Raw genomic sequence first — 25,457 nt, 5'->3', positions numbered from 1 at the left:
GGGATGATCTGCAGAATCATCGCAAGCGGGCTGGATATCAATGGAGATTTCGGCGAAGATATAGTGATTTATCTCGTAGGAAATTTATATGGCAGAGAATAATCCGGTTCTCGATAGAACCGACCGGCGCTTGCTCGCCCTGCTGCAGAACGACGGCCGCGCTGCCGGCGTCGAGCTGGCGGAAAAGGTTGGGCTGTCGCCGACCGCGACCGGCGAGCGGCTGAAGCGGCTGGCGCGCGAGGGCTTCATCACCGGCTACCGCGCGACGCTCGATCCGGTGAAGCTCGGCCTGCACCTCCTGGTTTTCGTGGAAGTCTATCTCGACAAGACGACACCCGATGCGTTCGAGCGCTTCGCGGCGGCAGTGAAGCGGGCTCCCGAGGTGCTCGAATGCCATATGGTCGCTGGTGGCTTCGACTATCTGGTCAAGACCCGCGTCGCCGACATGAACGCCTATCGGCGCTTTCTCGGCGAAGTCCTGCTCGCGCTGCCGGCCGTCCGCGAGACGCGCACCTATGCGGTGATGGAGGAGGTCAAGACCGACGGCGCGCTGCCGTTGTGACTCCTGCAGCACTGCCGCAGAAAAACGTAACCATTTCCGCGATTTCGCCGTGTTCTTGCCCTGTTGGTGCTTGACCTGCCGGCTAGGGAGGTCTTGGTTGCGTTGCGTCCCCGGTATGGTGCTCCACGAGTTCCGTCGGAGAGGCACTTGCGTCCGTGTCGGCTATGGTCGCTCCGGAGTTTGCCATGTCCGTTGCCATGCCCCTGCTTGGCGCGCCGATCTCCCGGCGCGGGTTCGGGCGTTTCCTCGTAGGAACCGGGCTTGCCGCTTGGGCCGGGCTGCGTAATGCGCCTATCGCTGCCGCTACGATCCCGTTGCGCTTCACGCTTGACTGGCGCTTCGAAGGACCAGCGGCGCTGTTCCTCACCGCCCTGGACAAGGGCTATTTCCGCGACGAGGGCCTCGACGTCACGATCGAGCCCGGAACGGGCTCACGCGAAGCCGCTCTTAAGGTCGCGACTGGCGGTTTCGATGCCGGCTTCGGCGATGTGAACTCGCTGATCCGCTTTCGCGACGAGAATCCGGCCGTCGATCTCAAGGCGGTGATGATGGTCTATGACCGGCCGCCCTTCGCGATCGTCGGGCGCAAAAGCCGCGGCATCAGCACCGATCCGAAGAGCCTCGAAGGCAAGAAGCTCGGCGCGCCCGCTGCTGACGGCGCCTTCGCGCAATGGCCGGTGTTCAAGAAGATCAACGGCATCGACGATGCCAAGATCAAGCTCGAGAATATCGGCTTTGCCGTGCGCGAGCCGATGCTGGCGTCGGGCGAACTCGATGCGATCTTCGGCTTCGCCCACACCTCCGTGATCAACATGAAGGCGCGCGGCGTGCCGGCCGAGGATATCGTCACCTTGCTGATGGCCGATTATGGCATCGAGCTCTACGGCAATGCCGTCATCGTCTCGCCGAAGCTGCTCGCGGAGAAGCCGCAAGCGGTGCGTGGCCTGCTGCGGGCGATCACGCGCAGCGTCCGGGATGTCGTCGCCGCGCCGGAGGCGGCGATCGCCGGGGTGATCCAGCGCAATGAAGGTGCCCGCCCTGAGATCGAGCTGGAGCGCCTGAAGATGGCGCTCGACCACTATGTGATGACGCCGAACGTCAAGGCGAACGGCTTCGGCGGCATAGACAAGGCGCGCTGGCAGAAGGGGCTCGATCAAATCGGGCTGACCGTCTCGTTCAAGGACAAGGCCAAGGCCGGGAACGCCTTCGCCGAAGGCTTCCTGCCGGCGGAGGCCGAGCGGGCGTTCTGACCGGCAGAGCAGTTGACCTTAGGCCAAGGTGACAGCGGCTTTAGGCTTCGCCTATCGTGCGCCGCTTTTTGCTAGGGCAGGTGCCGACCGGTGCGTGCTCGATCCGTGATCCTGGGCCTGCCGCATGCTTCCCGACATCCGTGACTATGAGCGCCTGCGCGCGGCCTTCCGCTGGCAGATTCCGGAGCGCTACAATATCGGCGTCGATTGCTGCGATCGCTGGGCAGCGGTCGATCCCGGGAAGATCGCGATCCTGGAGGTCCAGCCCGACTGGTCGGTCATGCCGGTCAGCTATGGCGAGTTGCGGGCGCAGTCGAACCGCCTTGCGAATGCGCTGCGCAAGCGCGGTGTCGGCGAGGGCGATCGGGTCGCGATCCTGCTGCCGCAAGGGCGCCTGGTACCGATCGCACATATGGCAGCCTACAAGCTCGGCGCCATCGCGGTGCCGCTGGCGGCGTTGTTCGGCGCGGACGCGCTGTCCTACCGCCTGCGCGATTGCGGGGCATCGGCGCTGATCACCAATGCTGCCGGGCTCGCCAAGCTCGGCCAGATCGAGGAGCCGCTCCCGGATCTCGGGCTGGTGATCTCGGCCGATGGGCCGGACGGAAGAGCCGAAGGGCTCGCGCGCCTGCTGGAAGCTGAAAGCGATAATTTCGCGCCGGTCGACAGCGGGCCGGACGATCCGGCGCTGATGATCTACACCTCCGGCACCACCGGCAATGCCAAGGGCGCGCTGCATGGCCACCGGGTGATGCTTGGGCATCTGCCGGGCGTGGAGATGCCGCATGAATTCCTGCCGCAGCCGGGCGATCTGCTCTGGACGCCGGCGGACTGGGCCTGGGCCGGCGGCCTGCTCAACAATCTCCTGCCGGCGCTGCATCACGGCGTCCCGATCGTGGCGCGGCCGACGGCGAAGTTCGACCCCGACGAGGCGCTGCGTCTGATGGCGGATCTCGGCGTGCGCAATTGCTTCATTCCGCCGACGGCGCTGCGCATGCTGCGGGCGGTCGAGAATCCGCGCGAGCGCTATGATCTCAAGCTGCGCACGGTCGCTTCGGGCGGCGAGGCGCTCGGTGCCGAAACGCTGGCCTGGGGGCGCGAGAAGCTCGGCCTGACGATCAACGAGTTCTACGGCCAGACCGAGTGCAATCTCGTGCTCGCCTCCTGCGCCGAAATCGGCGTGGTCAAGCCGGGCTTCATCGGCAAGGCGGTGCCGGGCCACGAGGTCGCGGTGATCCGGCCCGATGGCGGCCTGTGCGAGCCGGAGGAGGAGGGGCAGATCGCGGTGAAGCGGCCCGATCCGGTGATGTTCCTGCAGTACTGGCGCAAGCCCGAAGCCACGGAAGCCAAGTTCATCGGCGACTGGATGACGACGGGCGACCAAGGCTCGCAGAATGCGCAGGGCTATATCCGCTTCGTCGGCCGCGACGACGACGTCATCACCTCGTCCGGCTACCGGATCGGGCCGAGCGAGATCGAGGATTGCCTGCTGCGCCATCCGGCGGTCGCGCTCGCGGCGGTGGTCGGCAAGCCCGATGCGCTGAGGACCGAGATCGTCAAGGCCTTCATCGTGCCGAAGCCCGGCTACTCGCCCTCGAAGGAGCTCGTCGCCGAAATCCAGGGCTTCGTGCGCGAGCGCCTCGCGGCGCATGAATATCCGCGCGAGATCGAATTCCGCGAGGAGTTGCCGATGACCACCACCGGCAAGATCATCAGGCGGCTGCTGCGCGACGCCGGGTGAAAGGCGTTGTGCGGCGCGGAGCCTTCGCGGTCGCGGACAGGCGGATGTTGCCGAGTCGCTGCGGCGCCGTGACGGCGTGAAGTCCGGGCAGGTCGGCGATGATCTCGCGCCGACGGCTGCGCCGGCCAAGCCAGGTTATGAGCTGGGCCAACGGGGCGAAGCTGGCGAAGCGCTCGTCCTGCGTGCCCGAATAGAGCCAGAGGCGCGGACTCTTACCGATCAGGATCGCGCCGGCGATCGGCTTGTCGTCGAGGCTCAACAGGCCGATACGGCAGCGGTGGCTGCGCGCCAGATTGCGGGTCATCGCGCGCAGGAAGGCGCTCTCGCGGATGTCCTGAAGCGCGGCGCCGCCGGCGCGCGCCAGCGAGCCTGAAGCTTCGAGCGCCAGATGGTGCTCGACCATGTCGCGCAGCTCCTGACGCGAGCCAGATTCGGCGAAGGAGAGCTTGCCATGGCGTGACAGGCCATGGCGGAGAGCGGCGAGATCGGGCCTGTCCGCGGTGGCCTGCGGTGCCGGTGCCGGATCGAGCGCGGCGGCGTGGCCGGTTTGCTCGGCGACCTGCAACAGGCTGTGCAGCAGCGGGCCGTCGAGATCGAGGTGGCTCAGCTGCAGGTTCTGCGTATCGGCGAGGCCCCAGCGGCCGGGCGCGTGGAGCAGGGCAGCGATGACGCGTTCCACCTGATCGATGTCGATCAGCGGCGTGGCGAGGCCGAGCCGGGGATTGTTCCAGCCGATCAGCTCGTCCTGCCCCAGCAGCCTGCGCCGGAGGCGGGCCGGCACGAAGCCGAGCAGGCGGCGTGGCGCGGCCGGGCCATCCCAGAACAGCAGCACGGAGACGTCGCGGAAGTCGACGAGATGCTGCGCGGCGGGCAAGGCGAAATCGGGCTCGCAGAACGGATTCGGCTCAATGGCGCGGCTGGCGAGGTCGCGCCATTCGGTCTCGATGGCGGCGCAGGTAGCGAGCGGGCGGCGCTCGATCGTGAGGCCAGCCGGGCTTGAGACGGCATTCTGCTTCGGCACGGTCTCGTCCGGCGCAGCCGGGAATGCAGCGAGGTTCGGCATGGCGCAGCCCTTTCGCGGCTCGCCCCGCTTCGGTGCGCTTCCGTGCCGGATCGGCACGTGAGCACGGGGCGGGGCAGGGGTCTGCGCGTGACGAACCAAGAAGCGGGCCGGCGGAAACTGGTCAGGCGTGGTGGTGGTGGGGCTCGGACTGGGCGGGGGTAGCTCGGCCGAGGAAGGCCGACCAGAGCCGCGCGACGGTCTCCTCCTCCAGATCCTTCACGATCAGGACGAGGCGGGAGCGCCGGTCGGCATCGGGCCAGGTCGGTAGCAGCACCGGCGGATGCAGGATCTGCTGGACGGCGTGGACGAGGAGCGGCTCTTCGGGGTGCTCGGCGAGCGCAACCAGCCCCTTCAGCCGCAGCAGCTTTGCGCCATGGGTCGAGCGCAGCAGGGTCCAGAACAGGTCGAAGGTCGCCTCGCGGATCGGCGTCTCCGCTGTCAGGGTGAAGGCACGGATGCTGGCATCGTGGCGGTTGACGTCGTGGTGATGATGGCCGTGGCCGTCGTGATGGTGGTGTCCGTGGGTGTCGCCATGATCGTGGTGGTGGTCGTGATCGTGGCCATCCAGTGCTTCGGCCGCGAGCCAGCGCCGCAATTCGTCCGGGCGTTCGGCGATGTCGTAGAGGCCGGCGCCGATGATCGCTTCGGCAGGGGCATCGGGAGGCAGGATGGCGATGCCCGGATTGAGCTCGCCGAGCCGCTTGCGCAGTGCCGTGACCGCTGCGCCGTCTGTCGCGATGTCGGCCTTGGTCAGCACCAGCCGATCGGCGGCGACCGCTTGCCGGAGCGCCTCGGGGTGAGCGTCGAGCGTCGCCATGCCGTTGACCGCATCGACCAGCGTGACGACGCCGTCGAGCTTGAAGCGCATGGCGAGATAGGGGTGGTTGATCAGCACATTGAGGACCGGCGCAGGGTCGGCGAGGCCGGTGGTCTCGATCACCAGGCGCCTGAACGGCGCGACGCGGCCATTGTCGAGCCGGCGCAGCAGGTCCTCGAGCGTGACGATCAGGTCGTCGCGGATCGTGCAGCACAGGCAGCCCGAGGCGAGCAGGATCATGCCGTCCTCGATGCCTTCGACGAAGAGATGGTCGAGGCCGATCTCGCCGAACTCGTTGACCAGCACGACCGTGTCGGCCAGCGACGGGTCCTTGAGCAGGCGGTTGAGCAGGGTGGTCTTGCCTGCGCCCAAGAAGCCGGTCAGCAGCGTCAGCGGGATCGGCTCGGGGCGGACGGACTGCTCGGACATCGACGGTCAATTTCCCTATGCGGCCACCGCCGGCAATCGGCGGGCTCGCTTTTGTTCCAATATTACATTGGCGATGATCGCAGCGACGACAAGGGCGCCGCCGGCATACTGCAGCGAGCCGACGCGCTCGCCGAGGAAGACGGCGGCGATCGCGACGGCGAAGACCGGCTCGCCACAGAAGGCGAGCGCGGCCGGCCCGGGCGCGACACGGGCGAGCGCCATCACCTGGAGCAGGAAGCCGATCAGGTAGCCGCCGATGGTGATCGCGACCGCGACCGGTGCGAGCAGCAGCGCCGAAGGTGGCTGGAACAGGCCGGTGAGGGCGAGGATCGCCAGCGTCACCGGCAGGATGACGAGGTGCGACCAGAACAGCTTCGGTACGATCCCGGTGTCGGCACAGCGCGCCGCCGAGAAGAACTGCACTGCGGCCAGCACGCTGGCGGCGAGTGCGAGCGCCAGCCCGCGCGGGTCGAGCCCGTGCCAGTCGGGCCCGACCACCATGGCGACGCCGAAAAAGGCGACGAGGGCGATCACGACACGGTCCAGGCTGAAGCGGGCCGGGGTCAGGAACGGCTCGGCGAGCACGATCAGGATGGGAAAGGTGTAGAACACCACGGCCGCTACCGTGATCGGCAGGAAGGCGACCGAGGAGAGATAGGCGCAGGCGGTGAGCGCTGTGCTGAGGCCGAACAAGGCGAGCGCGGACCAATGTCGGCGCGGCACGACGAGGCTGGCGCGCCAGATCAGCGCCGCGCCGACGACGAGCGCCAGCATCAGGAAGACGCGGTAGAAGACGATGAGCGGCCCGCTCAATCCGGCATGGCCGGCGAGCTGGGCGCTGACGATGTTGGTGCCGAAGGCGGCGGCGGAGCCTAGCGCCAGGGCAAGGCCATGCTGGGCCGAGGACGCGCCGCGCTCCTGCACGTCACGCCGCCGGATCAGGCGTCGGGCTTGCTGGCGTCGGGCTTGGTGGCGGGCTTCGCCCCCGGGCGGGCCGGAGGCTTCGCCAGCGGCTTGGCCTGGGCCTGGCTCGGCCTGGCCTTGGCCGGTTCCGCCTTCTCCTGCTTCGACTTGGTCAGCAGCGGCTTGGCGGCCGGCTTGTTCGCGGCCTTGATGCCGGCAGCAGCGCCGGGGCGCAGACTGGCGGGCGTCGCAGCGCCGGGCTGGATCGCGCCCTGCAGACGCAAGGGGCCGGAGCCGAGCGCGGCTGCGGCAGGCCGCTCTTCCGGCGTCGGCGCGACCGGCGCGAAGGCGGAGGAGGTGGGCGGGATCGCGCCATTGCGCGAGAAGGTACGGTTGCCGGCGACGAGGCCGGCTGCGACGGGGGCGCCCGGCTGGATCGTCTCGCGCGCGACCTGGGTGTCGGGCCTGGCGACGGCATTGGCAGCGAGCGGCGCGGAAGCCGAGCCCGGCGTGCGGCCGAAGGAAACCTGGATCGGCTCGAACTTGGCGCGCGGGCCGAGCGTGATGCGGCCGGAGGGCGCGCGGGTCAGCACCGAGCCGGAGGAGCCGCCCTGCGGCGTGGCCACGGCAAAGCGGTCCGAGGTTCCCTCGGCATTGCCGCCGACGCCGCTGTTGGTCGAGATGAAGCTGATTGGCCCGGAGGTCTCGGTATCGTCGCCGAGCGCGTGGCCGCCGCGGCGGACGCTGTCGCAGATGCTGTAGGCGCGCCCGCCATTGCCGGCCGGCATGCTGGCGATGCTGCCGCCGAAGCCGCCCCATTTGCCGAAGCCTTCATCGAGCAATTGCGCAGCCTTGACGGTGCGCTCAGCGCCGGAGCTGGCACCCATGACGACGGCGATCAGGGTGCGGCCATTGCGCGTGGCGGTGGAGACGACATTGAAGCCGGAGGCGCAGACGAAACCGGTCTTCATGCCGCTGATGCCGTAATAGCGGCCGACCAGCCCGTTGGTGTTGTTGAGCACCTGCTTGCCGAGCTGGACCGCGCCGGTGTTCCAGTAATCGGAGTACTCGCCGAACTCGCTCATCAGCGCCATGGCGAGCACCGCGAGGTCGCGGGCGCTGGTCTGCTGGTCGGGGTGGTGCCAGCCATTCGGGTTGACGAAATGGGTGTCGGCCATGCCGAGCCGCCGGGCTTCGGCGTTCATCATCGAGACGAAGGTCTCGACATCGCCGCCGACGCCTTCGGCGATGACATAGGCGATGTCGTTGGCCGACTTCACCATCATGATGCGCATGGCGTTGTCGAGCGTGATCTCCTGGCCGGCCTTGATGTAGACCTTGACCCGCGGCTGGCTGGCTGCCCGCTTCGAGGCGGGGATCGCGGTCTCGAGCCCGAGCTTGCCCGCGCGCACGGCCTTGAGCGCGAGATAGAGCGTCATCATCTTGGTGGTGGAGGCCGGATGCCAGGCCTGGGTCGGGTTCTCGCTCGACAGGACGGCGCCGCTCGAGGCATCGACCACCACGCTCGTGCCGGCTTCAGCCGGAGCGGCGACAGCGAGGAGCGAGGCGAACGTGGCGCCGGCAGCGAGGCGAAATGAAATCATCGGCAGAGGTCTTGAACCTGTCTTGGCGGGAGTCGAGGGCTTCAACGCGACGCTTGAGGCATTTTCGAGACGGCGGGCGACAATCCTGCCTCGCTGATGACGCATACCTACCCCTCATCGGGTGATTTGCCTAGCGGGGCGTGGCGGTCCAAAGCATCCGCGGTGCTTTTTCTTCGGGATGCCAGCGCGTGAGTCTCAGCCTTCTGTGGATACCGGTGACGCTTGCCGCCTCGCTGCTGCAGACGGCGCGAAACCTGACCCAGCGCTCGTTGACCGAAGTGATCGGCGTCGTCGGCGCGACGCAGGTGCGGTTCCTGTTCGGCCTGCCCTTCGCGCTGCTCTTCCTCGTCCTGGTCTGCCTCGCCAGCGGCGCATTGCCGCCGGTGCCTGACTCGCGCGCCTTCGGCTTCGCCGTCTTCGGTGCCCTGACGCAGATCCTCGCCACCGCTCTGATGCTGGCGGCGATGCGCGAGCGTTCCTTTGCGGTGACGACCGCCTACACCAAGACCGAGCCGGTGCAGGTCGCGCTGTTCGGGGCGGCGCTGCTCGGCGACGCGCTGGGCTGGCCGAAATTCGCGGCGATCGTCGTCGCTACCGCCGGCGTCGTGCTGATGTCGTGGAAGCCGGGCGACAAGCTCAGCGCGGCGGGAATGCGCCCGGCGGCGCTCGGGATCGGTGCCGGCGCCGCCTTCGCGCTCTCGGCGATCGGCTTCCGCGGCGCGATCCAGGCGCTGCCGGAGGGGCACTTCCTGATGCGGGCGACGACGATCCTCGCCCTGGGCCTGGCGCTGCAGACCTTGCTCCTGACGCTCTACATGCTCGTCGCCAACCGCCCGGCGCTGATCCTGAGCCTGCGCAACTGGCGCCGTTCGCTCACCGCCGGCTTCCTGGGCGCTGCGGCCTCGCAATGCTGGTTCCTCGGCTTCTCGCTGACGACGGCGGCCAATGTGCGCACGCTGGCGCTGGTCGAGGTGCCGCTGGCGCAAATCGCCTCGCGCCGGATCTTCGCGGAGGGCACGAGCTGGCGCGAGCTTCTGGGCATGGCGATGATCGTCGCCGGTGTCGGTGCTCTACTTCTGCTGGCGATTTAAAAACCGAGACACGGATTCGTCGCAGTCGCTCCCTACCGCTTCCGGACGACGGGCCTGCGGAGATGGATGATGGCGACGAACTATCATTACGTTGGAACCTACGACGAACGCATCTTTGAGCAGGAATTCAGGGAGCGCTTCGGCAAAAGGCCGCAGATCGCCAATACGATTCCCAACGCGCTCGTCTTGCTGCGCCTGATCAGCCGGGACACCAACATCACCGATGTTCGCTGGGCCGCCTACATGCTGGCCACTGTTCTGATCGAGACGACGAACCGCTTCGACCAGCTCGTGCCCGCCAAGAACAAGAAGGGCAAGCCGCTGCTCGACAAGGCGGGGAAGCCGGTGATGCTGAAGCGCCAAACGTGGTTGATGGTGATGGCACCGATCGACGAGGTCGGCCATGGCAAGAAGAAGGACTATCACGAGCCGGTTAAGGTCGCGAAGCTTGCCGACGGCAGCGTTCGTATCACCGAGCAGGATGGCGATCAGTTCAGTGTCACGACGACCGGCAAAATTTCCAAGTTGACCAAAGGTGCCGTGATGGGCTCGCCCGATGGCGGAGCGGCGGCCAAGGTCTATACGAACGATACCGGCGTCGAGAACGCCTATTACGGCCGCGGCTATGTTCAGCTGACCTGGTGGTCGAATTACATCAAGGCGGGAATTGCCCTCGGTAAAGGCCTCGATCTGTTGCTGGACCCTGAGGCGGTGAAGGATCCCGCCACGGCTTACGCTCTCATGTCGCACGGCATGTGCACAGGTTTCGGCTTTGCCAATGGCCGCACATTCTCGACCTATTTCAGCGGCAAGTCGCGCAACTATGTCGGTGCACGCGCCATGGTGAATGGCTCGAACCGAGCCCAGGAGATCGCCGAGATCGCCGAAATTTTCGAGGCGATCCTACTGGCTGCCGGACCGCAGCGGCCGGGCAAGTTCCCGCCGCCGATCGATTCCAGCCTCGCGGGTATGCCGCTGCCGGGAGAGCGTTTCTCCGGCTCGTCGAGGTTCTTCCAATGAGCCGCCAATGGTTCTTGGTAGCCGCTGCGGCTGCTCTGACCCTCGGCCTCGGTGCTGGGATTGCGGTGGCGCAGCAGCCAGGCAACGAACAGCGCTGCGGCTGGTTCGACAATCCGAGCCCGGGCAATGCCTGGCTGCATGACAAGGATGGTCGATGGACGGTCGCGATCCAGGGTGATCATCAGGCGAAGGGCGACTGGCCGCCAGTCTACAAGCCAGGCGAATGGCGCAGAAGCGGCGGTTACAGCTATGGCTATGGCTGCGCTTGCCTGACGGTGAAGGTCGATGCCGAGGAGAAAAACATCCTCGAGATCGTCTCGTCCAAGGGACGGCCGCTATCGGTCTGCCGCAAGGACAAAGCCCTGTCCACCGTCGAGAAGAAGCTGCGCTGACGCCGGACCGATCGATCGACGGGCCGATTCCTGCCGTACTCCGCCATGTCCTGTCCGCAGAGGCGGCTCCCGCTTCGCTGCGCAATGGACCGGCTTGACTTGCTCCGGTTTCCGTTGGCCTTTCCTCGCACAGGAGGAATGCGCGCTTGCCGGCTTGTGGCCACGAGTGCGCGGAGGCAGATATAGTGTATCTGCACATCAACCAGGAGATGGCTATGAGCGCTGCAATCGTCGGCTGGGCCCACACGCCTTTCGGTAAGCAGGATACCGAGACGGTCGAGAGTCTGATCGTGCGCGTCGCCACCGATGCGCTGGTCGATGCCGGCATCACCGCCGATCAGGTCGACGAGATCGTGCTCGGCCATTTCAACGCCGGCTTCTCGGCTCAGGACTTTACCGCCTCGCTCGTGCTGCAGGCCGACCCGGCGCTGCGCTTCAAGCCGGCGACGCGCGTCGAGAACGCTTGCGCTACCGGCTCGGCAGCCGTTCATCAGGGCGTGCGCGCCATCAAGGCCGGCGCTGCCAAGGTCGTGCTGGTGGTCGGCGTCGAGCAGATGACCACGACGCCCGGGCCAGAGATCGGCAAGAACCTGCTGAAGGCCTCCTATCTCGCGCAGGAAAGCGACGTGCAGGGCGGCTTTGCCGGCGTCTTCGGCAAGATCGCCTCGTCCTATTTCCAGCGCCATGGCGACCAGTCGGACGCGCTCGCCATGATCGCCGCGAAGAACCACAAGAACGGTGTCGACAACCCTTACGCCCAGATGCGCAAGGATCTCGGCTACGCCTTCTGTCGTGAGGAGAGCGAGAAGAACCCCTACGTTGCCGGGCCGCTGAAGCGGACCGACTGCTCGCTGGTCTCGGACGGCGCCGCCGCGCTCGTGCTCGCCGATGAGGAGACGGCCAAGTCGATGCGCCGCGCCGTCGGCTTCCGCGGCATGGCCCATGTTCAGGACTTCCTGCCGCTGTCACGTCGCGACATCCTGAAGTTCGAGGCCGGCGCGCGCGCCTGGCAGGACGCACTAGCGCAGGCCGGCGTCGCGATCGAGGACCTCTCCTTCGTCGAGACGCATGACTGCTTCACCATTGCCGAGCTGCTCGAATACGAGGCGATGGGCCTGACCAAGGAAGGCGAGGGCGCTCGCGCCATCAAGGAAGGCTGGACCCAGAAGGACGGCAAGCTGCCGGTCAACGTCTCCGGCGGTCTCAAGGCCAAGGGCCATCCGATCGGTGCGACCGGCGTTTCCATGCATGTGCTCTCGGCCATGCAGCTCGTCGGCGAGGCGCCGGAGGGCATGCAGGTGCAGGATGCCCGCCTCGGCGGCATCTTCAACATGGGTGGCGCTGCGGTGGCGAACTACGTCTCGGTGCTCGAGCGGGTGAAGTGACGAACAGGGCCGCCGTCGAATCCAAGTCGGCGGCCATCTTCGAGCTGGCCGGAGAGGCGGCGTGATCATCTTCTTCGCGCTGCTGCCTGCCTATGTGCTGTCGATCTTCTACCGCTCCTTCCTGAGCGTGATTGCCGGACCGGTGATGGGCGATCTCGGCATCGGGCCGGCCGAATTCGGCCTGCTCGGGGCCTCCTGGTTCATCGCCTTCGCATTGGCGCAGTTTCCGGTCGGCTGGGCGCTGGATCGGCTCGGGCCGCGCCGGACGGTGGCGGTGACCATGGCGATCGGCAGCGTCGGCGCCGTCCTGTTCGCGCAGGCCGGCAATGCCAACACCGCCACAGCCGCGATGGCGCTGGTCGGCGTCGGCTGCTCGCCGATCTTCATGTCATCGCTTTATCTGTTCGCGCGGACGGAGGCGCCGGCGCGCTTCGGCCTTTTGACCTCGATCTTCATCGGCCTCGGCTCACTCGGCAATCTCGTCGGCGCTGCGCCTTTGGCGCTGGCGGCGCAGGCCTATGGCTGGCGCCCGACCATGCTCGCCTTCGCCGTGGCCTTCCTGCTCGCGACTGTGCTCGCCGCGGCGCTGGTGCGCGATCCGCCTCCGGTCACCGACGCCTCGGGCAAGCATGAGGGGCTGCTGCAGGGGCTGAAGAGCATCGTCGCGATCGGGCCGCTCTGGCTGCTCGCGCCGATCACCCTCGTCGGCTATGCGATCATCGCGACGGCGCGGGGCCTGTGGATCGCGCCTTACATGACGCAGGTGCATGGGCTCGACGGCATCGCCGCCGGCCATGCGACGCTCGGGATGGCGACGACCATGATCGTCGGCGCCTTCGTCTATGGCGGGCTGCAGAAGCGGGCGGGGCGCAGCAAGGCGCTGGTCGCCTGGGGGACGGTCGCGACCGGGATCGGCTTCGGTCTGCTCGCGCTCTTCGGCGCGCGTTCCATGCTCGGGGCGGTGGTTCTGTTCGCGGTCGTCGGCGCGACGGGTTTCACCTATGCGATCCTGATGGCGCATGCGCGCGAGTTCTTCCCGGCGCATCTGGTCGGGCGTGGCATGACCTTCATCAATTTCCTGTTCATCGCCGGGGCGGGGCTGATCCAGTGGGGCTCCGGCTGGTTCGTCGCGGCGCAGCGGGCCGATGGGCGCGACGCAGCGCTCGCCTTTGCCAACATGCATTGGGGCTTCGCGGCGCTGCTGCTGGTCTCGACCGCGATCTACCTGACGACGCCGGAGCGCAAGGCGGCCTGAGGCTCAGGCCTCGCCCGGCGCCCGCGCCGCGATCGCCAGTGCGTGCACGCCACCGGCGAGTTCCTCGGAGAGCGCGGCGTTGACCAGGCGATGGCGTTCGAGCCGGCTCTTGCCGGCGAAGGCGGGCGAGACGATCTCGACGCGGAAATGCGTCTCGCCACCCTCGCGCCAGCCGGCATGGCCGTGATGCTGGTGGGATTCGTCGATCACCTTGAGATGCTCGGGCGTGAGCTGCGTGGTGAGCTTGCCGGCAATCCGGTTGGCCATGGTCGGCATGCGGGTTTCTCTGCGGTTGCTTGCTCGGGTTCCGAGGCAGTCTCATAGTCCCTGACGGGCAGGGCGGGAACGCGTCTTTCTGTCGGAGGCGGCGATGATGACGATATGGCGCATGTTCACCCTGGCGTTTTGCGTCGCTGCGGGCCCCGCGCTGGCGCAGGACGAGGGGCGCGTCGCCGATTACAAGCAGAGCGAGGCGGTGTTGGCGCGCTACAAGCCGGTGCCGATACCGCTCGCGACCCCGGCGCTGACACGCGGAACGCCCGGCCTGACGACGCAGGCCGAACTCGAAGCCTTCGTCACCGATCTCGCCGGCAAGGCGCCCGGGAAGGTCGTGCTCGGCTCGCTCGGCAAGTCGCAGCAGGGCCGGGACCTGCCCTATCTGGTCTTCTCGAAGGAAGGGCTCAAGGACCCCGCCGCCCTGAAGGCGCTGGGGCGGCCGATCGTCTGGTTCGTCGGCCAGCAGCATGGCAACGAGCCGGCGGGCGCCGAGGCGATGCTGGCGCTGGCGCATGATCTGGCGCTGGGTGATCTTGGTGCCGTGCTCGACAAGCTCGTCGTGGTGATGGTGCCGCGCAGCAATCCCGATGGCGCGGCGGCCGACAAGCGGCCCGGCGCCAGCGGCTTCGACCTCAACCGCGACCATCTGCTGCTGACCCTGCCGGAGACGAAGGCGCTGCATGCCAAGCTCGCCGAATTGCCGGCCGACGTGATCGTCGACGTGCACGAGTTCTCGGTCGCCAATCGCTGGCTGGAGAAGTTCGGTGGGCTCAACGCGGCCGATGCCATGATCCTCTACGCCACCAATCCGGCGGTTCCGCAGCCGACGACCAAGATCGCCTCAGAAATGGTCAAGCCGGCCATGGACAAGGCGATGGCGGAGAAGGGGCTGAGCTCGTTCTGGTACTTCACCACCAGCTACCGCAAGGACGACAAGCTGGTCTCGATGGGCGGCAATGCGCCCGGCATCGCGCGCAACCTGTTCGGGCTCTCCGGCGCGGTCTCCTTCCTGATCGAGACGCGCGGTGTCGGCTTGCAACTCGAGAACCTGGAACGCCGCATCGCCACGCATTACGTGATCGCGCGCGCCGTGCTCGACACGGTCGCGGCCAATGACAAGGCCGTGCTGAACGCGGTGAAGGCGGCGCGGGCGGAACTGGCTGGTAATCAGGGCGAATTGATCGTCGCCCATCGCATCGCCAGCGAGACGGTCGCGATCCCGCTGGTCGATCCGGCGACCGGGGTGGACATGCCGACCCCCGTCGAATTCCGCGACTCGCGCAAGGTCACGGTGACCAGCCGCCGGGCGCGGCCGGAAGGCTATCTCGTGCTGCCGGCCGGACAGGCAGCGCTCGATGCACTCAAGCTCAAGGGTATCGCCAGCTGTGCGCTTAGCGCGCCGGCGACGCTGGAGGTCGAGGCCTTCATGGTCGAGCAGAAGGGGCCGGTGAAGAAGATCGACCGCGAGAACATCAATCCGGACCAGGCGGTGAAGGTCGAGCTTCGGCCGCGCCGGATGGAGGTTCCGGCCAATGCCGTCTTCGTGCCGATGACCCAGGCGGGGGCGAATGTGATTGCTGCCTCATTGGAGCCGGATTCTCCGGGCTCTCATGTCGGCGTCGGGGTGGTGGAAACTGCGCCGGCTTCCGGCGAGGCGCCGATCTATCGCGTGCCTCGCGGGACGAAGCTTGCGCTCGCAGCCGGGGGCGATGTGGCGTGCGGCCGTTGAGTTTGAAACGTGGAAATATTATCTAGAGGGCGTCCCGGCCGCTTCGGCTGAGCCGGGTTCTTTAAGCAATCAGGGTCAAGCTGCCGCCAAGGCGATCGGCTTGCTGCAGGCGCGGAGCGATCCGCGTGGCGGTCGGCTTGTCGGCGCAGCGTTCCACCCGCATAACCATGAGACGATGAACTTCAGCTCGCGCCTTTTCGACCGGATCAGGATCGGCCCTTCCGAGGCGGAAGAGGTGGTCGAGGCCGATGCGCGTCTTTGCGACCATCCGGGTTGCACGAAGGCGGGCGAGTTCCGCGCGCCGATGGGGCGCGGCAAGGAAGGCAAGTTCTTCCAGTTCTGCCTCGAGCATGTGAAGGCCTATAACGCGACCTACAACTACTTCGCCGGCATGAACGACGAGGCGCTCGCGGCCTATGCCAAGCAGGAGGAGATCGGCCATCGGCCGACCTGGAAGCTCGGCGTCAATGCCAGCGCCGCGCGGATGGCGCAGCGTGGGCGCGAGGCCGGCGGGCCGGAGATGGAGGATGCCTTCAACCTGTTCCGTGGTCGCGCCGGCCGCGAGCAGGAGCGGGCTGAACCCAGGGTCGGTGTCCTCGCGAAGAAGGCGCTGGAGACGCTCGACCTCGACGAGAACGCCGACCGCGTCGCGATCAAGGCGCGCTACAAGGAACTGGTGAAGCGCTTCCACCCCGATGCCAATGGCGGCGACCGCTCGCGCGAGGGCCGGCTGCAGGAAATCCTCAAGGCCTACCAGACGCTGAAGAGCAACGGGCTGGCCTGACACGTCGCAGTCTGGACCGCGCTCTCTGCTCCCGATAGGAAATCCGCGGGCATATCAGTCGGCGGAGCACGTCATGACCATGGATTCGCAGGTGATCGCTCCCGCCGATGCGGAGGAGCGTCGGCGCAAGCCGCCGGTCGTGGTCTATCCCAATGGCAGCCTGCCTGGTGCCGACATGGCAATGCTGGCGCGTGCCCGCCAGACCTTGACCAAGCGCGACGAGATCATCGTGCCGCCGCGTGAGGCCGGCAGCTTCCGCGTGCCGAAGGGCCACTTCTTCCGGGTCGTCAGTATCGAAGGGCCGCAGGTCGGCGACCTCAATCTATGGAACGCGGAGGATCTCGACGAGCGCTTCTTCAGCGGCAAGACGCGCGCCCTTCACGCGACCCATGTCGGGTTGGGAGATCGGCTCTGGAGCAACCTGCCGCATCTTCGGCCGATGGCGACGATCACCCATGACACGCTCGGCTGGTACGGCTTCGACCAGGACGGCGCCGGCGTGCACGACGTGATCGGCACGCGCTGCGACCCCTATACCCACCGGCTGCTCGGCGATGGCGGCGACTACCATCATTGCTGCCATTCGAACCTCGCCCGAGCGCTGGGGCAGGCGAGGGGGCGGCCGGCGCGCGAGGTCGAGCATCACATCCACGACGTGCTCAACGTCTTCATGTGCACGGGCTTCACCCGTGACACGCAGCAGTACTTCATGAAGGCGAGCCCGGTCAGGCCCGGCGACTTCCTCGAGCTCTTCGCCGAGATCGATCTGCTCGGTGCGATCTCGGCCTGTCCGGGCGGTGATTGCGGCCAGACCCATTCGAGCGACGTCGCAATCTGCCACCCGCTCAAGGTTGAGATTTACGAGGCCGATCCCGCGACTCTCGAAGGCTGGTGCTCGCCGCAGCGCAGCCTCTATGGGCGCAGCCACGGCGAGGCCGATAGCTGAGGGCGAAGGCCCTCAGTTCTTCAGCAGCGAGTTCATCCCGTCGGTGTCGAGATTGTCGGAGCCGCGCACCGCGCTGCGCTCGGTCGAACTCGGCTGGTCGTCCTGTCCGCCGCCCGAGGCGACCGCGCCGCCGTCCGAGGCGGCCGGAGCCTGCCCGCCCGCGCCGGCCATCTTGCGCAGCAACGGGCTGGCCTGGAGCAGCGCGGTCATGCTGGTCGCGGTGTTGTAGCTGTTCGGGTCATTGGGAGCGAGGCCGCCCTGCTTGTGCAGCGCGATGCCCGCATTGCCGGCGTTGTACAGGAGCGAGCCTGACGAGCCGCCGAGCGTGTCGCAGCGATGGCGCAGTTCGGCTGCGTCGCCCTGCTGGCGCGTCGCCATGCAGCGGAAGCGGCTCATCACCTTCGGCCGGCCGGCCGGGTGGTGGATCACCATCAGCGAAGGCGCACCGCCCGACGGCGTCGCGGCGAGCTTGACCGAGCCATAGGTCGCGGTTGGATTGCCCTTCGCCTTGGCGATGGCGTAGTCGAGGTTGGCATTGAACTCGACCGGCTTGGGGTCGAGCTCGAAGACTTTCGCGCCTTTGCCGTCCTGCGTCAGGAAGTCCATGACGATGATGGCGCGCACCGGCGTCATCTCGCCGCTCTGCGGCAGGCAGTGGTGGTTGGTGAGGACATAGTCGCCCGGCAGCAACTCGCCGGTGCAATGGGCGCCGGACTGCTTGCCGGTCTTGTTGTCCTTCAGGAGGATGTCGAGGCGCCCGATGGGCTTGGCCATCTTGGCGAGCGGATCGCGCTGATCGAGCTCCGCGATCGGCTCGAAGGCACCCTTGTTGTTTTCGATCTGGGTCGCGGCGTCGCCGGTGCTCTGCCGGCGCGGCATGCTGACCTTGCCGAAATCGCTGGGGTCGAATCCCATTGTCTGGGCCGCGGCGGGGCCCGCCAGGGCAAGGCCCATGGCACCGATGAAGGCGGCGCGAATATGGGTCCCGGTCAAATTGGTCTGCAGCCATGCGGGCATGCGCTTCTTCCTCTCCTCAAGCGGGTCCCTCGCGGCCCTGCCGACGACCGCCTTCAGGCACGGGCCGGCGCCGCGGGAACCGGGCGCGGCCGAGCAGTACCGAGACGATAGTCGTCCGCACGCGCTTGGGAAACCCTGAGCGCTTTTCGCATGAGCCGGAAGCTGGGGAAGGCGACCGGCTCTCAGCGCTTCTTCGCCGCGAGCCCCGCGACATCGGCGATGATACCGTCGAGAGCGAAGTCCTTGGGCGTATAGACGCGCGCCACGCCCATGTTCTTCAGTGCGTTCTCGTCGTCGGGTGGGATGATGCCGCCGACCACGACAGGCACGTCCATGCCGGCAACACGCAGCCGAGCCGTGACGTCGCGCACTAGCGGCAGATGCGAGCCGGAGAGGATGGAGAGCCCGATAATGTCGGCCTCGGTCTCCTGCGCCTGCGTCACGATCTCCTCGGGTGTCTGGCGGATGCCGCCATAGGAGACCTGCATGCCGGCGTCGCGGGCGCGCACCGCGATCTGCTCGGCGCCGTTCGAATGGCCGTCGAGTCCCGGCTTGCCGACGAGGAAGCGCGGCGACCTGCCGAGTTTCTCGGTCGCCAGGGCAACCGCTGCCTTGACGGTGGCAAGCCCGGTATCGTCGCCGAGTTTGGTCGTATCGACGCCGGTCGGGGCGCGGTATTCGCCGAAGATCTCGCGCAGGGTCTGCGCCCATTCGCCGGTGGTGACGCCGGCCTTGGCACAGGCGATCGAGGTCGGCATGACGTTGCGGTCTTCCTTGGCGGCACTGGCGAGCTCGGCGAGCGCGGCCTCCGCCGCCTTGCCATCGCGCGCCGCGCGCCAGGCCTTCAGCCGGCCGACGGCCTCGATCTCGACCGAGTCCGGAACCGTGACGACATTGCCTTCGCCGGCCGAGAGCGGCGAGGGCTCGCTGGTGGTGAACTTGTTGACGCCGACGACGATCTGCTCGCCGCGCTCGATCGCCTCGATGCGGCGCGCGCCGTTCTCGACCAGCGCCATCTTCATGTAGCCGCTCTCGACCGCGGCGAGCGCACCGCCCATGGCGTCGATCTTCGCCAGTTCCTCCAGCGCGGCGACCTTCAGTGCCTCGACCTTGGCGTCGATCTCCTTCGAGCCGTCGAAGATGTCGCCGAATTCGAGCAGGTCGGTCTCATAGGCCAGCACCTGCTGCATGCGCAGCGACCATTGCTGATCGAAGGGGCGGGGCAGGCCGAGCGCCTCGTTCCAGGCCGGTAATTGCACGGCGCGGGCGCGGGCTTTTTTCGACAGCGTCACCGCCAGCATCTCAATCAGGATGCGGTAGACATTGTTCTCGGCCTGCGGCTCGGTCAGCCCGAGCGAATTGACCTGGACGCCATAGCGGAAGCGGCGATGCTGCTCCTCCAGCACGCTGAAGCGCTTCAGCGTGATCTCGTCCCAGAGATCGACGAAAGCCCGCATCTTGCAGAGCTCGGTGACGAAGCGCATGCCGGCATTGACGAAGAAGGAGATGCGGCCGACGACGCTGCCGAACTCCTCGGGGGCGACCTCCGGCCGGGCCCTGATCGACTCCAGCAGAGCGATCGCGGTCGCCAAGGCGAAGGAGAGCTCCTGCACCGGCGAGGCGCCCGCCTCCTGTAGATGATAGGAGCAGACGTTCGTCGGGTTCCATTTCGGCAGTTCGCGCGCCGTGAACACGACGATGTCGGTGGTCAGCCGCATCGAGGGGCGCGGCGGGAAGACGTATGTGCCGCGCGACAGATATTCCTTGACGAGGTCGTTCTGGGTCGTGCCCTGCAGGGCAGCCCGGTCGGCGCCCTGCTCATCGGCGGTGGCGATGTAGAGCGAGAGCAGCCAGGCCGCCGTCGCGTTGATCGTCATCGAGGTGTTCATCTGCGCCAGCGGGATCTCGGCGAACAGCGCCCGCATATCGCCGAGATGGGTGATGGGAACGCCGACCTTGCCGACCTCGCCGCGCGAGAGCACATGGTCGGGATCGTAGCCGGTCTGGGTCGGCAGATCGAAGGCGACGGAGAGGCCGGTCTGGCCCTTGGCGAGATTGGTCCGGTAGAGCTTGTTCGATTCGGACGCGTCGGAATGGCCGGCATAGGTCCGGAAAATCCAGGGCTTGTCACGCGGCAAAGCCTTGTCGCGCTGGACCTGATTCCGAAGCGGATCGATCGCGTTCATGGTCGCTCCCTACCGTGCCGTCTTGATGTGCTCGTGCAATCTCGATTGTTGCACTGCAGCGAAGATAACGCCAGTGGGGCGGCTCGTCGTCTACGACATTGGGCGGAGGCTCGCGCTGGATTGCGGTGGCCAGGATCGGGACACGCGAGGGTTGCGGCCAGGGCATGCGTGACCGGCCATCCTGTCGATTGACGGTCTTCCGCTCTCCTCCGCAGATTGCGCCCAGCCGCAGGGAGGTCCCTGCGCAAGATCAAGCGACGCACCCGACGCAACACGCCCTGCCAGCAGGCAGGATGGCGCGTGGCGGTGACGTCGCTGCACTGGAGGAAGCCGATGTCGAAAGCGATCATGCTTGCTGCCGCGTTCACCGCGGTCCTGGCGCCGGCCGCCCTGGCTCAAGCGCCGGCCGGCGACCGTTGGACGATCATTCATGCGGGCTCGGTGCTCGCGGTTCCCGGCACTCCGGCCCGGGGCAAAACCAGCATCATCATCAAGAACAGCCTGATCCAGGAGCTGAAGGACGGTTTCGTCGCGGCCGACAGCATCGGCGCGCCGGCGCAAGCGGTGACGGTCGTCGATCTCGGCGACCGCTATGTCTTGCCGGGCCTGATCGACTCCCATGTCCACATCACCTCGGAGCGGGCGCGCGATACGGAACTCCAGCGCGTCAAGAAGACCGGCGAGAACGTCGCGCTCGACGGCGTCGTCTATGCCCGGCGCACGCTCGATGCCGGCTTCACCACGGTGCGCGATCTCGGCTCGCGCGGGGCGCCGGCGCTCGCTTTGCGCGACGCGATCCGCAAGGGGCAGGTGCCCGGGCCAAGGATCGTTACGGCCGGCCAGTCGATTTCGGCGACCGGCGGCCATTCCGACACCAACGGCTTCGCGCCGGATGTCTTCCCCGAGCTCGGCGACAACATCTGCAATGGTCGCGAGCAGTGCCGCCATGCGGCGCGCAACCAGATCAAGCGCGGCGCCGACGTGATCAAGATCACCGCGACCGGCGGCGTGCTCAGCAACACGGCGGCCGGCACCGGCAAGCAGATGTTCGACGACGAGATCGAAGGCGTCGTCGAAGCGGCCCATGCCATGGGGCGCAAGGTGGCGGTGCACGCTCATGGCGCCGACGGCGTCAATGCGGCGCTGCGGGCCGGCGTCGATTCGGTCGAGCACGGCACCTATCTCAACGACGAGTCGATCGCCCTGTTCAAGAAGAGCGGCGCCTATCTCGTCCCGACCGTGCTCGCCGGCGCGACCGTGGTGCGGATGGCGGACGAGGAGGGCTATCTGCCGCCGGCGGTGCGCGACAAGGCGCGCCAGGTCGGCCCGCTGATGCTCGACATGCTCGGGCGCGCCTATCGCGGCGGCGTCAAGATCGCCTTCGGTACCGACACCGGCGTCAGCGAGCATGGCAACAATGCCGAGGAGTTCGCGCTGATGGTCAAGGCCGGCATTCCGGCCGATATCGCGATCCGGATGGGGACGGTCGATGCCGCCGACCTGCTCGACCTCTCCAAGCAGATCGGCACGCTCGAGCCTGGCAAGGCCGCCGACGTGATCGCGGTCGCCTCCGATCCGGTCAAGGACATCACCGAGTTGCAGCGCGTGCTGTTCGTGATGAGCAATGGCCGCGTGCACAAGGCGACGCCGGCCAAGGTTGCGGCGAAGTAAGCGCGAGCAGCGCTAGGCCCGGTCCGCCTCGCGTGCGGATCGGGCGGGCTGCGCCTTGCGGCCCTGGGCCGTGCCGGGCACATTCAGCAGCCGGTTCGAGCTCTGCGTGTCCAGGATGACCATGGTCGAGGTCTCGGCGACGCAGGGGATCGCCTGCAGGGCCTCGCTGATGAAGGTGCGCAGCGCCTCGATATCCTTGACCCAGACGCGCAGGAGATAATCGACATTGCCGGTGACCAGCAGGCATTCGGTGATCTCCGGCTGGTCACGGATCGCGCTCATGAACTGCTCCGCGGCGTCCGGGCTCTGCTTGGCGAGCTTGACGCTGACCATGACGCAGATGCCAAAGCCGAGCGCCGCCGGGCTGATCTTCGCCGCATAGCCTTTGATGACGCCGGCCTCCTCCAGCCGCTTGATGCGGCGGGCACACGGCGTTGGAGAAAGGCCGACCGCCTCGGCCAGTTCGAGGGTCGAGATGCGGCCATTCTGCTGAAGTGCGGCCAGGATCTTCCGGTCGATACGGTCCAGTTCGATCATGAGCGAGTTTCACTCCAGGATTTCTCTTCCTGGGCGATAAATCGCGCCAATTAGAAGATGTGCTCGATCATTGCACGGATTCACTCGCTTCGAGAGTGCTAAATCTTCACAAGCGGCCGTTTCGGCCGAAAAAGGATGGTGCAAGGGTCATGGTGACATCGGATGCGCGGCGGCCGGCTTTCGCCAGCTGGCTCTCGACCGGCAACAGCATCACCCAGCAGTTCATGGCGATCGGCGGGCGGCCCGACGTCGTCAGCCTCGCCGGCGGCTTGCCGGCGAGCGAGATCTATCCGGTCGAGGCGATCGCTGCGGCGCAGGAGCGGGCGCTGACGCGCTGGGGCACGCAGATCCTCGAATATGGCGCGATCGAGGGGCTGCCGGCGCTGCGGGCTGCGATCGCCGAGCGCTTCAGCGCCACGACCGGGCGCCGCTTCGGGCCGGAGAACGTGCTGCTGACGACCGGCGCGATGCAGGGGCTCGACCTCGTCGGCAAGGCGCTGGTCGATCCCGGCGAGCTGATCCTCTCGCAATTTCCGACCTATCTCGGCGCGCTCGACGCCTGGCGCCCGCGCATGCCGCGCTATGAGAAGCTCGACTGGAGCCTGCAAGCGCCCGGCCAGGATGCCGCGCTACGTCAGGCCAAGTTCGTCTATGCCGTGCCGAACTATTCCAATCCGACTGGCGTGCTGGTGTCGCAGGATGAGCGTGCTGCCTTGCTCGACAAGGTCGAGGCGGTCGGGACCTGGCTGCTCGAGGACGATCCCTATCTGCCGCTGCAATTCGACGGGCCGGCCGGGCCGAGCCTGCTCGCCCATCACGCGCAGCGCCATCCGAACGGCGCCTATGCCGGGCCGGTGATCTATCTCGGCACGCTGTCGAAGAGCCTGGCGCCAGGCCTGCGCGTCGGCTGGGTCGTGGCCGAGGCCTCGCTGATTTCGACGCTGGCGCTGGCCAAGCAGTCGACCGACATCGCCTCCAGCCTGCTGACGCAGGCGATCGCGCTGGAGATGATCGAGAGCGATTTCGAGGTGCAGCACATCCCGAAAATCGTCGCGACCTATCGCGAGCGTCGCGACGCCCTGTGCGCTGCTGGGGCGACACATCTCTCCGACTGGTTCGAGTGGGAGGTGCCGCCGGGTGGCATGTTCGTCTGGATGCGGGCCAAGGACGATGCGATCGACACCGACGCGCTCTATGCCCATGCGCTGGCGGAAAATGTCGCCTTCGTGCCGTCGAGCGTGTTCGACCCTTCAGGCGCCTTGAAGAGCGCGATGCGGGTCAATTTCACCCGCTCGCCGCCGGAGGTGCTGGTCGAGGGCGTGCGCCGGCTGGAGCGGGCGGTGCGCCGCCTGCTCGCTGAGCGACCCGGCCAGGCCGCCTGAACCAACAAGCCATAAAAACCGAGGAAACGCCGATGCCGACCCGTCTCGCCACGCCCGCCCATCCGCGCCTGCCGCAAGCTCTGATCGACGCCTGGCAGGCGGTGCCGAGCTCGGTGATCGCCGACCAGCTCGGCGGCACCGGTCACGCCGATCCCGCAATCCGGCCGACCCGGCCCTTCGTGCCGGGCAAGCGCCTGGTCGGCCAGGCGATCACGGCCTGGTGCGAGCCGGCCGATTACGGGCCGGTGCACCACGCGATCAGCATTGCCGAGCGCGGCGATGTCGTGGTGGTCGCGGCCGGTGGGCGCAAGGATGCGGCAATGATCGGCGACCTGCTCGGCGGTGCCGCCCGGCGCAAGGGCATTGCCGGCGTCGTCGTCGATGGCGCGGTGCGCGATGTCGGGCCGGTCTCGCAATGGCCGGACTTCGTCTTCTTCTCGCGCTGGATCATGCCGCGCGGCCCGTCCTCGATGGAGCGCGGCATCGTCAACGGGCCGATCGTCTTCGGCGGCGTCGCCGTCCATCCGCATGACCTCGTCGTCGGCGACGATGACGGCCTCGTCTTCGTGCCGCATGCACTGGTCGAGGCAAAGCTCGCGCCCTGTCTGGCGCGAGTGAAGGCGGAGGCCGAATGGGAGGTGCTGCTCGCCGGCGGCGCCTCGACGGTCGAGACCTTCAAGGTACCGCCGATGGAGAAGCTCTGAGCGCTCTCAGAAGCTCTCGACCCAGGGCCTGAGCTCGACCTCGAGCGACCAGGCGCTGCGCGGCTGCCTGAGGACGTCGAGATAGCTCTGGGCGATGGCGTCCGGATCGAGCGTGTTGTCGTCAGTATCGGGATGGCGGGTGCTGCGCACGGCGCCGTCGATGACGAAATGCGCGACATGGATGCCCTTCGGCCCGAGCTCTCGTGCGGCGCTCTGGGCGAGGCCGCGCAAGGCGAACTTGCCCATGGCGAAGGGGGCCGACAGCGCGAAGCCCTTGATGCCGGCAGTGGCGCCGGTCAGCAGGATGGCGCCGCGGCTATGCGGCAGCATGCGTTTCGCCGCCTGCTGCGTCACCAGGAAGGCGCCATAGGCGGTGACCGCGAGCGCCTGCGCGACCGCCGCGGGATCAAGCTCCGCGATCGGCCCGCGCAGCCGGCCGCTGGCGTTGTAGATGACGACATCGGGCTCGCCGATCTTGGCGTCCGCCGTTTCGAACAGGCTTGCGACGGCGGCCGGATTGGAGGCGTCGACCTGGAAGGTCGCGGCGCCGGTCTCGGCGGCGAGCGCGGCGAGCTTGTCGGTATTGCGGGCGGCGAGGCCGACCTTGACGCCTTGCGCCGCCAGGGCCCGCGCAACCGAGGCGCTTATGCCGGAGCCGGCGCCGACGATCAGGGCGCTGCGATAGGGCAGGGAGGTCATCGCGAGGTCTCCGT

23 protein-coding genes are annotated in these 25,457 nt (G+C 67.4%); 14 read left to right on the top strand and 9 right to left on the bottom strand.

Annotated elements, in window-relative coordinates; all coding sequences use genetic code 11:
- Positions 1 to 88 precede the first annotated feature (88 nt).
- From GV161_RS02225 to GV161_RS02215, 3 genes are all read left to right on the top strand, one after another.
- The gene (locus tag GV161_RS02225) at positions 89 to 562 is read left to right on the top strand and encodes an Lrp/AsnC ligand binding domain-containing protein (protein ID WP_152012054.1); all 474 of its coding nucleotides are present in this window, start codon (positions 89 to 91) and stop codon (positions 560 to 562) included.
- A 185-nt stretch (positions 563 to 747) separates the two neighbouring features.
- Positions 748 to 1,812 (top strand): ABC transporter substrate-binding protein, encoded by a 1,065-nt coding sequence (locus tag GV161_RS02220; protein WP_244623865.1) that lies wholly within the window; start codon positions 748 to 750, stop codon positions 1,810 to 1,812.
- Between the two features lie 124 nt (positions 1,813 to 1,936).
- Positions 1,937 to 3,553 (top strand): acyl-CoA synthetase, encoded by a 1,617-nt coding sequence (locus GV161_RS02215; RefSeq protein ID WP_152012055.1) that lies wholly within the window; start codon positions 1,937 to 1,939, stop codon positions 3,551 to 3,553.
- Here GV161_RS02215 and GV161_RS02210 read toward each other — a convergent pair.
- From GV161_RS02210 to GV161_RS02195, 4 genes are all read right to left on the bottom strand, one after another.
- Complete coding sequence (locus GV161_RS02210) at positions 3,525 to 4,616, bottom strand: GNAT family N-acetyltransferase (RefSeq protein WP_152012056.1); 1,092 nt, start codon at positions 4,614 to 4,616, stop codon at positions 3,525 to 3,527. The two genes, GV161_RS02215 and GV161_RS02210, sit on opposite strands and share 29 nt — an antisense overlap.
- 121 nt (positions 4,617 to 4,737) lie before the next feature.
- A complete protein-coding gene (locus tag GV161_RS02205) occupies positions 4,738 to 5,862 on the bottom strand; it encodes a GTP-binding protein (protein WP_152012057.1) in 1,125 nt (374 codons plus the stop codon).
- A gap of 15 nt (positions 5,863 to 5,877) precedes the next feature.
- Positions 5,878 to 6,786 (bottom strand): DMT family transporter, encoded by a 909-nt coding sequence (locus GV161_RS02200; RefSeq protein ID WP_159650105.1) that lies wholly within the window; start codon positions 6,784 to 6,786, stop codon positions 5,878 to 5,880.
- Positions 6,787 to 6,800: 14 nt separating this feature from the next.
- Complete coding sequence (locus tag GV161_RS02195) at positions 6,801 to 8,369, bottom strand: D-alanyl-D-alanine carboxypeptidase family protein (RefSeq protein WP_159650104.1); 1,569 nt, start codon at positions 8,367 to 8,369, stop codon at positions 6,801 to 6,803.
- A 188-nt stretch (positions 8,370 to 8,557) separates the two neighbouring features.
- Between GV161_RS02195 and GV161_RS02190 the strand changes: the two genes are divergently transcribed.
- The 5 genes from GV161_RS02190 to GV161_RS02170 all read left to right on the top strand — a co-directional run bounded on the left by GV161_RS02190 (position 8,558) and on the right by GV161_RS02170 (position 13,512).
- Positions 8,558 to 9,460, top strand: coding sequence for an EamA family transporter (locus tag GV161_RS02190; protein WP_152012059.1), 903 nt, complete (start codon positions 8,558 to 8,560; stop codon positions 9,458 to 9,460).
- A gap of 69 nt (positions 9,461 to 9,529) precedes the next feature.
- Positions 9,530 to 10,480, top strand: a complete 951-nt coding sequence (locus tag GV161_RS02185; protein WP_201302973.1) for a hypothetical protein — start codon at positions 9,530 to 9,532, stop codon at positions 10,478 to 10,480.
- Positions 10,477 to 10,872 (top strand): DUF4087 domain-containing protein, encoded by a 396-nt coding sequence (locus GV161_RS02180; RefSeq protein ID WP_152012061.1) that lies wholly within the window; start codon positions 10,477 to 10,479, stop codon positions 10,870 to 10,872. Before GV161_RS02185 ends, GV161_RS02180 begins: the two co-directional genes overlap by 4 nt.
- Positions 10,873 to 11,087: 215 nt before the next feature.
- Positions 11,088 to 12,257 (top strand): acetyl-CoA acetyltransferase, encoded by a 1,170-nt coding sequence (locus GV161_RS02175; RefSeq protein ID WP_152012062.1) that lies wholly within the window; start codon positions 11,088 to 11,090, stop codon positions 12,255 to 12,257.
- Positions 12,258 to 12,318: 61 nt separating this feature from the next.
- Positions 12,319 to 13,512 carry an MFS transporter gene (locus GV161_RS02170; protein ID WP_159650103.1) on the top strand — a complete coding sequence of 398 codons (1,194 nt, stop codon included), beginning with the start codon at positions 12,319 to 12,321 and terminating at the stop codon, positions 13,510 to 13,512.
- Between the two features lie 3 nt (positions 13,513 to 13,515).
- Here GV161_RS02170 and GV161_RS02165 read toward each other — a convergent pair whose 3' ends face one another.
- On the bottom strand, positions 13,516 to 13,788 hold the full coding sequence (locus tag GV161_RS02165) for a BolA family protein (protein ID WP_244623866.1): 273 nt from the start codon (positions 13,786 to 13,788) through the stop codon (positions 13,516 to 13,518).
- Between the two features lie 94 nt (positions 13,789 to 13,882).
- Here GV161_RS02165 and GV161_RS02160 point away from each other — a divergent pair, with 94 nt between their 5' ends.
- The 3 genes from GV161_RS02160 to GV161_RS02150 all read left to right on the top strand — a co-directional run bounded on the left by GV161_RS02160 (position 13,883) and on the right by GV161_RS02150 (position 17,247).
- Positions 13,883 to 15,517 carry a M14 family metallocarboxypeptidase gene (locus GV161_RS02160; protein WP_152012064.1) on the top strand — a complete coding sequence of 545 codons (1,635 nt, stop codon included), beginning with the start codon at positions 13,883 to 13,885 and terminating at the stop codon, positions 15,515 to 15,517.
- Positions 15,518 to 15,692: 175 nt separating this feature from the next.
- Positions 15,693 to 16,301 (top strand): J domain-containing protein, encoded by a 609-nt coding sequence (locus GV161_RS02155; RefSeq protein WP_152012065.1) that lies wholly within the window; start codon positions 15,693 to 15,695, stop codon positions 16,299 to 16,301.
- Positions 16,302 to 16,374: 73 nt separating this feature from the next.
- Complete coding sequence (locus GV161_RS02150) at positions 16,375 to 17,247, top strand: DUF1989 domain-containing protein (protein WP_152012066.1); 873 nt, start codon at positions 16,375 to 16,377, stop codon at positions 17,245 to 17,247.
- A 12-nt stretch (positions 17,248 to 17,259) separates the two neighbouring features.
- On the opposite strand, the gene GV161_RS02145 is transcribed toward GV161_RS02150, so the two are convergent.
- Positions 17,260 to 18,264: a serine protease gene (locus GV161_RS02145; RefSeq protein ID WP_152012067.1), complete on the bottom strand. Its 1,005-nt coding sequence runs from the start codon at positions 18,262 to 18,264 to the stop codon at positions 17,260 to 17,262.
- A 182-nt stretch (positions 18,265 to 18,446) separates the two neighbouring features.
- Positions 18,447 to 20,450, bottom strand: a complete 2,004-nt coding sequence (locus tag GV161_RS02140; protein WP_152012068.1) for a protein meaA — start codon at positions 20,448 to 20,450, stop codon at positions 18,447 to 18,449.
- A 333-nt stretch (positions 20,451 to 20,783) separates the two neighbouring features.
- Between GV161_RS02140 and GV161_RS02135 the strand changes: the two genes are divergently transcribed.
- Positions 20,784 to 22,121, top strand: coding sequence for an amidohydrolase family protein (locus tag GV161_RS02135; protein WP_152012069.1), 1,338 nt, complete (start codon positions 20,784 to 20,786; stop codon positions 22,119 to 22,121).
- A 12-nt stretch (positions 22,122 to 22,133) separates the two neighbouring features.
- Here GV161_RS02135 and GV161_RS02130 read toward each other — a convergent pair whose 3' ends face one another.
- Positions 22,134 to 22,658, bottom strand: a complete 525-nt coding sequence (locus tag GV161_RS02130; RefSeq protein WP_152012070.1) for an Lrp/AsnC family transcriptional regulator — start codon at positions 22,656 to 22,658, stop codon at positions 22,134 to 22,136.
- A 149-nt stretch (positions 22,659 to 22,807) separates the two neighbouring features.
- Here GV161_RS02130 and GV161_RS02125 point away from each other — a divergent pair, with 149 nt between their 5' ends.
- The gene (locus tag GV161_RS02125; protein ID WP_152012071.1) at positions 22,808 to 24,040 is read left to right on the top strand and encodes a PLP-dependent aminotransferase family protein; all 1,233 of its coding nucleotides are present in this window, start codon (positions 22,808 to 22,810) and stop codon (positions 24,038 to 24,040) included.
- Between the two features lie 32 nt (positions 24,041 to 24,072).
- Complete coding sequence (locus tag GV161_RS02120; protein ID WP_152012072.1) at positions 24,073 to 24,744, top strand: RraA family protein; 672 nt, start codon at positions 24,073 to 24,075, stop codon at positions 24,742 to 24,744.
- Between the two features lie 6 nt (positions 24,745 to 24,750).
- Here the strand turns inward: GV161_RS02120 and GV161_RS02115 are convergent, their stop codons facing one another.
- Entirely contained in the window at positions 24,751 to 25,443 is a 693-nt protein-coding gene (locus GV161_RS02115) for an SDR family NAD(P)-dependent oxidoreductase (RefSeq protein ID WP_152012073.1), read from the bottom strand.
- Between the last annotated feature and the right edge of the window lie 14 nt (positions 25,444 to 25,457).

It is taken from the genome of Bosea sp. 29B, from assembly GCF_902506165.1.
Taxonomy (GTDB): Bacteria; Pseudomonadota; Alphaproteobacteria; order Rhizobiales; family Beijerinckiaceae; genus Allobosea.
Note: the sequence above shows the minus strand (reverse complement) of the source record. Positions and strands in the feature narration are given on the sequence as shown.

Bases quoted from the DNA above. Each gene is read 5' to 3' on its own strand.
- GV161_RS02225 (WP_152012054.1), top strand. From the start codon at position 89: ATGGCAGAGAATAATCCGGTTCTCGATAGAACCGACCGGCGCTTGCTC.
- GV161_RS02145 (WP_152012067.1), bottom strand. From the start codon at position 18,264: ATGCCCGCATGGCTGCAGACCAATTTGACCGGGACCCATATTCGCGCC.
- GV161_RS02175 (WP_152012062.1), top strand. From the start codon at position 11,088: ATGAGCGCTGCAATCGTCGGCTGGGCCCACACGCCTTTCGGTAAGCAG.
- GV161_RS02130 (WP_152012070.1), bottom strand. From the start codon at position 22,658: ATGATCGAACTGGACCGTATCGACCGGAAGATCCTGGCCGCACTTCAG.
- GV161_RS02150 (WP_152012066.1), top strand. From the start codon at position 16,375: ATGACCATGGATTCGCAGGTGATCGCTCCCGCCGATGCGGAGGAGCGT.
- GV161_RS02180 (WP_152012061.1), top strand. From the start codon at position 10,477: ATGAGCCGCCAATGGTTCTTGGTAGCCGCTGCGGCTGCTCTGACCCTC.
- GV161_RS02120 (WP_152012072.1), top strand. From the start codon at position 24,073: ATGCCGACCCGTCTCGCCACGCCCGCCCATCCGCGCCTGCCGCAAGCT.
- GV161_RS02195 (WP_159650104.1), bottom strand. From the start codon at position 8,369: ATGATTTCATTTCGCCTCGCTGCCGGCGCCACGTTCGCCTCGCTCCTC.
- GV161_RS02215 (WP_152012055.1), top strand. From the start codon at position 1,937: ATGCTTCCCGACATCCGTGACTATGAGCGCCTGCGCGCGGCCTTCCGC.
- GV161_RS02205 (WP_152012057.1), bottom strand. From the start codon at position 5,862: ATGTCCGAGCAGTCCGTCCGCCCCGAGCCGATCCCGCTGACGCTGCTG.
- GV161_RS02135 (WP_152012069.1), top strand. From the start codon at position 20,784: ATGTCGAAAGCGATCATGCTTGCTGCCGCGTTCACCGCGGTCCTGGCG.
- GV161_RS02210 (WP_152012056.1), bottom strand. From the start codon at position 4,616: ATGCCGAACCTCGCTGCATTCCCGGCTGCGCCGGACGAGACCGTGCCG.
- GV161_RS02125 (WP_152012071.1), top strand. From the start codon at position 22,808: ATGGTGACATCGGATGCGCGGCGGCCGGCTTTCGCCAGCTGGCTCTCG.
- GV161_RS02155 (WP_152012065.1), top strand. From the start codon at position 15,693: ATGAACTTCAGCTCGCGCCTTTTCGACCGGATCAGGATCGGCCCTTCC.
- GV161_RS02220 (WP_244623865.1), top strand. From the start codon at position 748: ATGTCCGTTGCCATGCCCCTGCTTGGCGCGCCGATCTCCCGGCGCGGG.
- GV161_RS02160 (WP_152012064.1), top strand. From the start codon at position 13,883: ATGATGACGATATGGCGCATGTTCACCCTGGCGTTTTGCGTCGCTGCG.
- GV161_RS02185 (WP_201302973.1), top strand. From the start codon at position 9,530: ATGGCGACGAACTATCATTACGTTGGAACCTACGACGAACGCATCTTT.
- GV161_RS02165 (WP_244623866.1), bottom strand. From the start codon at position 13,788: ATGCCGACCATGGCCAACCGGATTGCCGGCAAGCTCACCACGCAGCTC.
- GV161_RS02115 (WP_152012073.1), bottom strand. From the start codon at position 25,443: ATGACCTCCCTGCCCTATCGCAGCGCCCTGATCGTCGGCGCCGGCTCC.
- GV161_RS02140 (WP_152012068.1), bottom strand. From the start codon at position 20,450: ATGAACGCGATCGATCCGCTTCGGAATCAGGTCCAGCGCGACAAGGCT.